Below are 11972 nucleotides of genomic sequence, written 5' to 3' on the forward strand. Positions count from 1 at the left end.
TCGGCTCTTACCGTGGCAGGGAACACCCCGTGCCGCGGGCACAGCGAATCGGACGCGGCTAGCCTGGTGGGCGACCCGACCCGCTTCGCGACAGATCGAGGACGAGAATTCATGCATCGGACCCGTGGAAAGGTATTCGGCATGGCCGCGGCGATTGCCGCGATCAGCCTGCTCGCCGCGTGCGGCGACAATGATTCGACCGCGACGAGCACGCCGACTCCTACCCACACCGCGACGGCGACCACATCGTCTGCCGCGGCTGCGCCTGCCGAGCCAGGGCAGGCTGCCGATCAGCCCGCACCGGCACCAGCACCGGAGCCGGAGCCGGAGCAGTCGGCGCAGGTGCCGCCAGAGCGGCCACAGCCGGTACCCAACGAGGCCGCTCCCTCTGTGGACACCTCGAAGTACTCCGATAAGGACAGGCGGTTCCTCGATGAGCTGGCCGCGCAGGGCATCGAACCGTCTACCCCGGACATCGCGCTGAGCGTCGGTGCGTATGTCTGTCAGGGCACTGCCGCGGGCGCCTCCGATGAGGACCTGACCACCTTCGTGAACGCCATGGCCGGTTCTGATCCCGCCTTCGATCAGGAGAAGATGTCGGTCGAGAAAGCCGGGCAGATCTACATCTCGACCGCGCGCGCTATCTACTGCCAGTGAGTGCGCTGTCCCGTTCGGTGCCCCGCCGGCGTAAGCCGGTGGGGTGCCTGATCGCGATCGGTGTCTTCGTGCTGATCGTTCTGGTCGTCCTGCTGCTGTGGTATCTGCTCGCCGGGCGGGTGCGTCCGCCCGGTCCCGGTCCGACGCCACCGCGGCCGCCTGCTTCGCAGCCCGCGAGCTGCCCCGATGTGCAGATGATCTCGGTGCCAGGCACCTGGGAGTCCAACAGCTTCGATGATCCGCACCATCCAACGGCCAATCCCGCGTCGCTGATGCTCAGCGTCTCCGAGCCGATCGCTCAGCGTTTCCCTGCCGATCGCGTGGATGTGTACACCATTCCGTACGTCGCGCAGTTCTCCAATCCGATCGCGATTCCACCGGATGGTCAGCAGTCCTACAACAACAGCCGATCCGAAGGTGTGCAGCGGACGATCGATGTCATGGCCGACCGGCACGCCGAATGCCCGTTGACCACCTACGTGCTCGCGGGGTTCTCCCAGGGCGCGGTCATCGCCGGTGATGTCGCCGCGCGGATCGGCGCCGGCCAGGGCCCGGTGCCCGCGGAACTGGTGCTCGGTGTAACGCTGATAGCCGACGGGCGGCGTACCGGTGAGACCGGCCCCGGCCAACCCGTCCAGATCGGCACGCCCCCGCCCGGGGTCGGCGCCGAGGTCGCCTTGCAGGGGTTGGATGTGCCCGGTATCACGATGACCGGTCCACGTCCTGGAGGCTTCGGCGCGCTGGCCGACCGCACCTACACCATCTGCGCGCCCGGCGACTTGGTCTGCGACGCTCCCCGCGAGGCGCTGCGTCCGTGGAATATTCTCGGTAGCCTGAATACCCTGGTCCGTGCGATGGGTAACCCAGTGCACAGCCTCTACAACAGTTTCGTCGTCGACCCAGGTGGCGCTACCGCGACCCAGTGGGCGGTCACGTGGGCGGAGGGCCTCATCGAGGCCGCGCCGCACCCGGCTCATTCGTGAGAACGCGCAGATCCCGCGATAACCCGCATCCAGTTGCGTGACAAGCACAACTCGAATCGGGAGCACGCTGTAAAGTGCGCTGGTGATCGCGACGCCAGACCACGTTCCGACACCGGTTACCGACGGGCGCCGCGCCGATATTTCCGTACAGCCAGGAGCATGAGTTCATGACAGAAGCCGCCGCCCCGGCCACCACGGTCAGCCGTGCCGCGGATGCTGCGACGACCGCGCTGGGCACCCCGCTGCGCCCATTCCGCTTCGGTGCTTCCGGTGAGGGGAACAAGCAAGAGGGTGGTGCGCGCAAGTTCGTCCAGACCGCCGTGCAGGCCGAGGAGTACGGCTTCGACACCTTCTTCGTGCCCGACCACCTCGGTGACCAGATCGGGCCGATCGCGGCGCTCGGCGCGCTGACCCAGGCCACCGAGAAGATCCGGCTCGGTACATCGGTGCTCGCGAACGGCTTCCGCCACCCTGTGGTGCTGGCCAAGGACCTTGCCACGATCGATGTGCTGTCCAAGGGCAGGCTGGAGGTCGGCCTCGGCGCGGGCTGGATCAAGGAAGAATTCGAGAATGCGGGCATTCCCTACGAATCGCCAGGGGTGCGGCTGGAGAAGCTGGACGAAGCGCTGACCATTCTCGATGTACTGCTGCGTGGGCAGGAGTGCACCTTCGAAGGCAAGCACTACCAGGTGCGTGGGATCAAGGGGACGCCGCGGCCGCGGCAAGGTCCGCGCCCGCCGATCTGCACCGGTGGCGGTGGCCCCAAGATGCTGCGTTTGGCGGCCGAACACGCCGACATAATCTCCGTCGTTCCGGTGACCACCAAGAACGGCAAGGGCCTCCTCTCCGGCATAACCCTGGAGAAGGCCATCGAAAAGGTGAATCTGATCAAGGAGGCAGCCGGTGACCGGTTCGCCGACATCGAGCTGAACTGGGCCATCACCGCTATCGTGATCACCGACGATCGCGAGAAGACCGCGGAGATGGCGCTGTCGGCATTGGATCGGGGACTGCACCCGAACCTCGAGGTCGACGTACAACTATCGGTCGAAGACATCTTGAATTCGCCCTATGTGGCGATAGGTACATTCGAGGAGATCGCCGAACAGATTCGACGTGTGCGCCAGCTCACTTCGATGTCCTACGTCGGTGTGTTCCCCACGCAGATGGACGCGTTCGCTCCCATCATCCCCCTGCTGCGGGAAGAGTGAGCAGGTCTTCTCTGTAACATAACCCTGGTTTGAATACATCTAGCCGATAGGCGGTCACCGCGCAGACCGCACAAAATCTGCAGGCTTGCTCTGTGCTTGGAGCACCCGCGGGCGAAAGCGAGTCGGGGTTTCACGGATAACAGCGGCAATCTGGCCGTATTGCCTGTGTGTGCCTCGGAGGAGAAGGAATGGAAGAGATTTTCGACGACTACCTGGACGAAACCGGGAACATCCGTATTCCCGAGGATCACACCCTGGTTGACCACGTCGAGAAGCACACCCGGAACGACGCGAATACTCTCGCGTACCGCTACATCGATTACTCGCGTGAGCGCGACGGCGAAGTGCAGGAGTTGACGTGGCGTGAGTTCGGTACCCGGCTGCGCGCGGTAGCCGCTCGACTGCAGCAGGTGACCAACCCGGGTGACCGGGTCGCGATCTTGGCGCCCCAGGGCTTGGATTATGTGATCTCCTTTTTCGCCGCGATCTACGCGGGCACCATTTCGGTCCCGTTGTTCGACCCGGATGAGCCGGGCCATACCGATCGCCTGCACGCGGTGCTCGGCGACTGCGAACCGACGGCCATCCTGACCGCGAGTTCCTCCGCGGCCGGGGTCAGGCAGTTCTTCCGTTCGCTGCCCGCCGCCCAGCGTCCGCGCATCATCGCGGTGGACGCGATCCCCGACAGCGTCGGCGAGAACTGGGTGCGTCCGGATATCGTGATCGATGACATCGCCTATCTGCAGTACACCTCGGGCTCCACCCGGGTGCCCGCCGGTGTCGAGATCACCCACCGCGCGGTAGCCACCAATCTGCTGCAGATGGTGGAAGCGATCAACCTGAACTGGAATTCCCGTGGTGTCACCTGGTTGCCGTTGTTCCACGATATGGGGCTGTTGACGGTGATCCTGCCCGCAGTGGGCGGTAAATACATCACCATCATGTCGCCGAGCGCGTTCGTGCGCCGCCCCTACCGCTGGATCAAGGAGCTGGCCGCGGTCTCCGATGGTGCGGGCACCTTCGCCGCCGCGCCGAACTTCGCTTTCGAACACGCCGCGGCGCGTGGTTTGCCCAAGAGTGGCGAGTCGCTCGATCTGTCGAATGTCATCGGCTTGATCAACGGTAGTGAGCCGGTCACGACCTCGTCGATGAAGAAGTTCAACGAGGCATTCGCGCCCTACGGTCTGCCCAAGACCGCCATCAAGCCGTGCTACGGCATGGCCGAGGCGACGCTGTTCGTCTCCGCAACCAAGTCCGAGGACGAGGCCAAGGTCACCTACGTCGACCGTAAGGAACTCAACGCGGGCCGCATGGTGCGGGTCGAGCCGGGCCATGAGGATGCCATCGCGCAGGTTTCCTGTGGTTATGTCGCGCTCTCGCAGTGGGCGACCATCATCGATCCGGAGTCGGTCGACTCCGCTGGCGGCGGTCGCGAATTGCCCGACGGTCAGGTCGGTGAGATCTGGCTGCACGGCAACAATATGGGCATCGGCTACTGGGGTCGTCCCGAGGAGACCTCGACGACGTTCCACAACAAGGTCACCAACCGGCTGCTGGAGGGCAGCCACGCCGAAGGCACCGAACTGGACGCGAACTGGATGCGCACCGGTGACTACGGCGTGTACTTCGAGGGTGAGCTCTACATCACCGGTCGGGTCAAGGACTTGGTGATCGTGGATGGCCGTAATCATTACCCGCAGGACCTGGAGTACTCCGCCCAGGAAGCGAGCAAGGCGTTACGCCCCGGCTTCGTCGCCGCGTTCTCGGTACCTGCCAATCAGCTCCCGGCCGAGGTCTTCGCGCAGAACAGCCATTCCGGCCTGAAGTTCGACGCCGACGACGCCTCAGAGCAGCTGGTCATCGTCGGTGAGCGTGGTCCAGGCGCGGGCAAGGCCGATCCACTGCCGATCGCCGACGCGGTGCGCGCGGCGATCTCGCAGCGCCACGGGGTGACCGCACGCGATGTCCTGCTGGTACCGGCGGGTTCGATTCCGCGGACCTCCAGCGGCAAGATCGCGCGGCGGGCCTGCCGGGCCGCTTATCTGGAGGGAACGCTGCGGGGTGGTTACACCCAGCAAGCGTTCCCCGATGCACCAGAAGAGTAATCGCCAACGGCGGCCTCGAACCGACCATCGGCGCTCGGCGCCGACCTTCCCATGCCGAGCGTCGATTTACGGTACGCCCGGTTACGCAGACAGGTAGCTTGAGAATTGATGGCTGACAACGAAGGCACGCCCACCCAGACGACCGGTACCGAGTCCGCATCAGCCGTCGCCGATACGGCGGCCGCGGGCTCGGCCGAGTCCGTGTCCGGCGCGCGGACCGATATGTCGGTGGCCGAGCTGCGCGAGTGGTTGCGGCGTTGGGTCGCGGATGCGACCGGACAGCCGATCGAGCAGATCACCGTGGATCGGCCGATGGAGGAGTTCGGGCTCGCCTCGCGTGATGCCCTCGCTCTCGGCGGTGATATCGAGGAACTGACCGGCGTCATACTGAACGCGACGATCGTGTACCAGCATCCGACCATCGCCGCGTTGGCCGAGCGGATCGTCAACGGCGAGCCTGATATGCCTGCGGAATCGGCTGACGAGGCCTTCTATACCGTCGGCCATACCCAGGGTGAAGCGCACGATATCGCCATCGTCGGCCTGTCGACCCGGCTGCCCGGTGCGGGCGATACCCCCGAGTCGACCTGGGAGTTCCTCATCGGGGGCGGGGACGGTATCCGTGAGTTGCCCGAGGGCAGGTGGATCGAGTTCGCCGAGGATCCGAGGGCGGCCGAGGCGATCGCCTCGGGCAACACCCGCGGTGGCTATCTCGACCAGGATGTCATCAAAGGCTTCGACGCGGAGTTCTTCGCGATGTCGCCGATCGAGGTGGAGCGGGTCGATCCGCAGCAACGCCTGATGATGGAGCTGACCTGGGAAGCGCTGGAGCACGCCAGGATTCCGGCGAGTGAGCTGCGTGGTGAGCCGGTCGGCGTCTTCATCGGCACCTCGACCAACGACTTCATGCTGATCTCCGCGCTCGGGCTCGGCGAAGACGATCCGTCGGCACCCGCCTCGGCCGCGGCCTATGGCATCACCGGCAGTTCCACCGGCATCATCTCCAATCGCGTCTCCTACTTCTACGATTTCCGTGGTCCGTCGGTCGCGGTCGATACGGCGTGTTCGTCCACGTTGGTCGCAGTGCACCAAGCGGTGCGCGCGCTGCGCGCCGGTGATGCCGATCTCGCGCTGGCCGGCGGGGTGAATATGCTGCTGGCCCCGGTGGCCACGCTCGGTTTCGATTCGGTGGGCACGCTCGCGCCGGACGGCCGGATCAAGGCCTTCTCCTCCGATGCCGACGGTATCGCGCGTTCCGAGGGCGCGGGTCTGGTCGTGCTCAAGCGGCTCGTCGACGCCGAGCGGGACGGTGACCGGATTCTCGCCGTCATCAAGGGCTCCGCGGTCAACAACGACGGCCGCTCCAATGGCCTGCTCGCGCCGAACCCTGATGCCCAGGCCGATGTGCTGCGGCGTGCCTACCGGGACGCGGGCATCGTGCCTGGCACCGTCGATTACATCGAGGCGCACGGTACCGGCACCCTGCTCGGCGATCCGATCGAGGCCGATGCGCTCGCCCGCGTCGTCGGCCGTGGGCGGGAAGCCGATAAACCGGCGCTGCTCGGCTCGGCGAAAACCAACTTCGGTCATCTCGAGTCCGGCGCGGGTGCGGCCAGCCTGGCCAAGGTGGTCATGGCGCTGCAGCACGATGTCATCCCGCCGAACATCAACTACGCGGGCCCGAACCCGTACATTCCGTGGGACCAGGCGCATCTGAAGGTCGTCGACGAGCCGACCGCGTTCCCGCGCTACAGCGGTACGGCCACCATCGGTGTCTCCGGTTTCGGTTTCGGTGGCACCAACGCGCACATCGTCATTCAGGAGTATGCGTCGGGCTCCTCCGCGCCTGTCGAGGAGCAGTCGTCCGGTACGGACCACGAGACAGTGCGGGCAGCGGCGGTGCCGGATGTGGTGGCGCCGGACGCAGCCGTCTTGGACAACGAGAACACCGGCGTGATCGCGGAAGCCGATGCCGTCCTCTCCGCCGCCGAAGTCCATACGGACGATCCGGCGACCGAAACGGCTGAGACCACCGCATCGGTCACCGAATGGACCGACGCGCGCACCGAACCGCTGCCGCTCATCCTGCCGATATCGGGGTATCTGCCATCGCGCCGCCGCCGTGCCGCCGCCGAGCTGGCCGACTGGTTGGAGTCCGAAACGGGCGCACGCACCCCGCTCGCCGATGTGGCGCGGTCGCTGGCCAAGCGCAGTCACTGGCGCTCACGCGGCGTCGTGCTCGCGAAGACGCACGAGGAGGCGGTCGCCGGGCTGCGCGCCATCGCGGCGGGTAAGCCGGGTTCCGGGGTATTCACCGCCGACGCGCCCGCTGCCATGGGCCCGATGTGGGTGCTCTCCGGTTTCGGCGCGCAGCACCGCAAGATGGGTAAGCAGCTCTATCTGGAGAACTCGATCTTCGCGAAAACCGTCGACCAGGTCGACGAGCTGGTGCAGGACGAGGCCGGATACTCGGTGCGCGAGATGTTCCTCGACGACACTCAGGACTACACCGTCGGTACCTCGCAGGTCGGTATCTTCACCATCCAGATCGGTCTGGCCGCGGTGCTGCGCGCACACGGCGCGGAACCGGAGGCGGTGGTCGGCCATTCCATGGGTGAGGTGGCCGGCGCGTATATCGCCGGTGGCCTCGCGCTGGAGGACGCTGTCCGGGTGATCTGTGCTCGCTCCCGCCTTATGGGCGAGGGCGAGGAGATGGTCAGCGATGACGATGTACGCAATATGGCGCTGGTCGAGTACAGCGCCGAGGATATCGCGAATCTGCTGTCGGACTATCCGGATGTCGAGGTAGCGGTGTACGCGGCGCCGACCAACACGGTGATCGGCGGCCCACAGGAGCAGGTCGCGGCGATCGTGGCGCAGGTGGAGGCCGCGGGCAAGTTCGCACGGGTACTGCCGACCCGTGGCGCCGGGCACACCTCGCAGATGGATCCGCTGCTCGGCGAGCTGGCCGCGGAACTGGCCGGTATCGAGCCGACCCGGTTGAAAACCGGCCTGTACTCGACGGTGCACAAGGAAGAGTTCTTCCGGCCAGGACACGACCCGATCCACGACGAGAACTACTGGGTCAAGAACATGCGCCACAGCGTGTACTTCACCAACGCGGTGAAACTCGCGGTGCACGCCGGGCACACCACATTCCTGGAGCTGGCGCCGAATTCCGTTGCGCTGATGCAGATTCTGGGCACCACCTTCGCCGAGGGCGTACCGGACGCACAGCTCATCCCGACGCTCAAGCGTAAGGAGGACGAATCCGCCGGTGTTATCGCCGCTTTCGCCCAGCTCTACGTGCACGGCCACCGGGTGGATCTGCCCTCATTGCTGAGTGCCGGTGATTACGCGGATATCCCGCGCACCACGTTCGTGCGCAAGCCGTACTGGCCCAAGGCGAAGATCGCCGCTGGCGGCAACAACCGGGTGCCTGGAGCGCATGTCGCGCTGCCGGACGGCAGGCATGTCTGGGAGGTGCAGGCCGCGTCCGTCACCGATCTCACCGCACTGGTGACCGCGTCGGCGGCGCAGGTGCTGCGTGAGGTATCGCTGGGCGCATCGATTCCGCACGGCTCGATTCCGGCCACGGGAACGCTCACCACCACACTCACCCCGCACCCCGGCGGCGCCTCGGTGCAGGTCCATGCCAAGGCGGGCAGTGACTTCCGGTTGCTGCTCGATGCCGTGGTCACCTCGGGCGCCCCACTGCCGGAACCGACTGTGGCCGAGCCGATCCCGGCTGCCGAAGTCGAACCGGCCAAGGGCGAAGCGGATTTCGAGATCGTGGAGACCTTCGGCGATCGCTGGGACCCCAACGGTACGCAGACCGTGGAGGCCCGGCTGGCGTTGATCGTCGCGGAATCCATGGGCTATGCCGTCGAAGACCTCCCGATGGAGATTCCGCTGATGGAACTCGGTCTGGATTCGCTGATGGCCATGCGCATCAAGAACCGGGTCGAGTACGAGTTCGATATCCCGCAGCTGCAGATCCAGGCCGTACGTGATGCGAGCCTGCACGAGGTCGGCAAGGTGCTGCGCTACGCCATCGAACACCGCGACGAGGTACAGGCGCTGGCCGATCAGCAGGCCGCCGATAAGGCCGATGGCGGATCGGGTGAGCTGGCCGTCGACACCGATTTCATCGCCGCGGCCAGGGAGGCGCTGGCCACCGGCGCCGACCCCATGGCCGCGGTACCCGGCGCCGATGCCGCGCCGGATATCGATAGCGCGCCCGCGGGCCACGCTGCCGAGACACCGGATACCGTTGCGTCCGATACGGTTCCCGCCGCTGAGCCCGCACCGGTCGAGGCGGCCGCGACCTTCGGCGGCGGGCAGCAGACCACGACAGGCGAGGACGATGTTCCGCCACGTGATGCCGCTGAGCGCCTCACCTTCGCTACCTGGGCGGTGGTCACCGGGCAGTCCGCGAAAGGCATTTTCAACACGCTGCCGATCCTCGACGAGGACACCGCGGAGAAGCTGGCCGCGCGTCTGACCGAGCGGGTCGGGGCCGAGGTCAGCGTCGACGATGTGCTCGATTGCGAGACCATCGAGCAGCTCGCCGAGATCGTCCGCACGCTGCAGGACAGCGGCGCCGATGTGGATGGTTTCATCCGTCCGCTGCGGGCGCGGCCGGAGGGCTCGACCGCGGTGCCGGTGTTCGTGTTCCATCCCGCGGGGGGCAACACACTGGTCTACGAACCGTTGCTCAAGCGATTGCCCGCCGACACACCGATGTACGGCTTCGAGCGGGTGGCCGGTTCCATCGAGGAGCGGGCACGGCAGTATGTGCCGGAATTGCGCAAGTTGCAGGGTGACGGACCTTTCGTGCTCTACGGCTGGTCGCTCGGCGCCGTGCTGGCCATGGCGTCCGCGCAGATCCTGCGTGCGGAAGGCGCGGACGTCCGGGTGGTCGGTCTCATCGATCTCGCGATCCCGAGCCAGCCGGAGGACAACAGTCCCGAAGAGCGGGTACGACGCATCGAGCGGTACCAGGCCTTCGCGCGGAAGACCTACAACGTCCAGGGTGAACTTCCGCCCGAGCAGCTGCGGGAGCTGGCCGCCGCATCGGACGAGGAACAGTTCGAGATGATCAGCGAACTCATCAAGCTGACCGGTGCCAAGATCCCGGGCGGAGTGCTCGAACATCAGCGCACCTCATGGGTCGAGAGCCGGGCCTTGCAGCAGGTCCAGCCAGTCCGCTACGACGGTGATGTGGTGCTCTACCTCGCCGATCGCTATCACGATGGCGCGATCGAGCTGGAGCCCCGCTATGCCGAGCGACTACCGAACGGCGGCTGGGACGAATATCTCGCTAACCTGGAAATCGTCCATATCCCCGGCGATCATCTGCAGATCATCGATGAGCCGCGGATCGGGAAGATCGGGGCCGACTTGACCGCGAAACTCGCCGCGATAGAGGCGAAAGGGGACGAGTGAGCACTACTGCCGAGAAACTCGCCGAACTGCGCACTCGACTGGAGTCAGCGCAGGAACCCGCGGGTGAAGCGGGGGTGGCCAAGCGTGCGAAGAAGGGAATCCCCAGCGCGCGCGCTCGAATCGAGATGTTGCTCGATCCAGGCACCTTCGTGGAAATCGGTGCATTGGTGCGCACACCAGGTAATCCCACCGCGCTCTACGGCGACGGTGTGGTCACCGGGTACGGCACGGTCGAGGGCAGGCCGGTAGCGGTGTTCTCGCACGACCAGACCGTCTACGGCGGTTCGGTCGGCGAGATGTTCGGCCGTAAGGTGGCCGGGATCCTGGAGTACGCGGCCAAGGTCGGCTGCCCGGTGGTCGGCATCAACGATTCCGGCGGCGCGCGGGTGCAGGAGGCGGTCACCTCGCTGGCCTGGTACGCGGAGTTGGGCAGGCGCCAGGAGCCGTTATCGGGGCTGGTCCCGCAGATCTCGATGATTCTCGGCAAATGTGCTGGTGGTGCCGTGTATGCCCCGATCAACACCGATGTGGTGGTCGCGACCGATGCGGCGTACATGTTCGTCACCGGTCCGAAAGTGATCCGTGAGGTCACCGGGGAGGATGTGAGTCTGGAGGAACTCGGCGGCGCGCGCAGCCAGGCCGAATACGGCAATATCCACCATATCGCCGAGAACGAGGCCGCGGCATTCGAGTGGGTGCGCGAGTACCTGAGCTACCTGCCCACCAGCTGCCAGGAGCAGCCGCCGATCGTGAACCCGGGGCTGGAGCCGGAGACCACCGACAGCGACCTGGAGCTGAACTCGATCGTGCCGGACGCCGACAACTCCGGCTATGACATGCACGAGATCCTGTTGCGCATTTTCGACGACGGGGCGTTCCATGAGGTCGGCGCGGCCTCTGGCCGCAATATCATCACCGGTTTCGCCCGTGTGGACGGGCGCAGCGTCGGTGTGGTCGCCAATCAGCCGATGGTGTCCGCGGGCGCGCTGGACGCACGGGCCTCGGATAAGGCGGCGCATTTCGTGCGGCTGTGCGACGCGTTCGAGATTCCGCTGGTGTTCGTCGTGGATACGCCCGGGTTCCTGCCCGGAGTGGAGCAGGAGAAGATCGGCGTCATCAAACGTGGTGGCCGCTTCCTGTTCTCCTACGTCGAGGCCACGGTGCCGAAGGTGACCGTGGTGATCCGCAAGTCCTACGGCGGCGGTTACGCCGTGATGGGGTCCAAGCAACTCGGCGCCGATGTGAACCTGGCCTGGCCCACCGCGCGTATCGCGGTGATGGGTGCGGAAAGCGCGGTCAGCCTGATGAGCGGCAAGCAGATCGAGTCGGCTCCGGAGGAGCAGCGGGCGGCGATCCGGCAGCAGCTGATCGACTTCTACAACGCCACCATGGCTACACCCTGGGTGGCCGCCGAGCGCGGATATATCGACGCGGTCATCGAACCGTCGGCTACCCGGCTGGAGATCCGTCGCGCTCTGCATCTGCTGCGGGACAAAGACCTTGCCCGCAACCCACGTAAGCACCATCTGTTTCCGTTGTAGCGGCGCTCGGACGACAGTAGCGGAACG

At 65.9% G+C, this 11972-nt stretch carries 6 protein-coding genes; all 6 read left to right on the forward strand.

Annotation, left to right across the window (positions count from 1 at the left end; genetic code table 11):
• The first annotated feature begins 111 nt into the window (after positions 1 to 111).
• The 6 genes from ACL02S_RS17175 to ACL02S_RS17200 all read left to right on the forward strand — a co-directional run bounded on the left by ACL02S_RS17175 (position 112) and on the right by ACL02S_RS17200 (position 11945).
• Positions 112 to 657, forward strand: a complete 546-nt coding sequence (locus ACL02S_RS17175) for a DUF732 domain-containing protein (protein WP_412803445.1) — start codon at positions 112 to 114, stop codon at positions 655 to 657.
• A gap of 17 nt (positions 658 to 674) precedes the next feature.
• Positions 675 to 1640 carry a cutinase family protein gene (locus ACL02S_RS17180; RefSeq protein ID WP_412803508.1) on the forward strand — a complete coding sequence of 322 codons (966 nt, stop codon included), beginning with the start codon at positions 675 to 677 and terminating at the stop codon, positions 1638 to 1640.
• 167 nt (positions 1641 to 1807) lie between these two features.
• Entirely contained in the window at positions 1808 to 2851 is a 1044-nt protein-coding gene (locus ACL02S_RS17185; protein WP_412803446.1) for an LLM class F420-dependent oxidoreductase, read from the forward strand.
• 188 nt (positions 2852 to 3039) lie between these two features.
• Complete coding sequence (gene fadD32, locus ACL02S_RS17190) at positions 3040 to 4956, forward strand: long-chain-fatty-acid--AMP ligase FadD32 (RefSeq protein ID WP_412803447.1); 1917 nt, start codon at positions 3040 to 3042, stop codon at positions 4954 to 4956.
• A 108-nt stretch (positions 4957 to 5064) separates the two neighbouring features.
• The gene (gene pks13 / locus ACL02S_RS17195; protein WP_412803448.1) at positions 5065 to 10404 is read left to right on the forward strand and encodes a polyketide synthase Pks13; all 5340 of its coding nucleotides are present in this window, start codon (positions 5065 to 5067) and stop codon (positions 10402 to 10404) included.
• Positions 10401 to 11945: an acyl-CoA carboxylase subunit beta gene (locus ACL02S_RS17200; RefSeq protein WP_412803449.1), complete on the forward strand. Its 1545-nt coding sequence runs from the start codon at positions 10401 to 10403 to the stop codon at positions 11943 to 11945. The genes pks13 and ACL02S_RS17200 overlap by 4 nt, the downstream gene beginning before the upstream one ends.
• Positions 11946 to 11972: the final 27 nt, after the last annotated feature.

The sequence above is a fragment of the Nocardia spongicola genome, from assembly GCF_047200775.1.
Taxonomy (GTDB): domain Bacteria; phylum Actinomycetota; class Actinomycetes; order Mycobacteriales; family Mycobacteriaceae; genus Nocardia.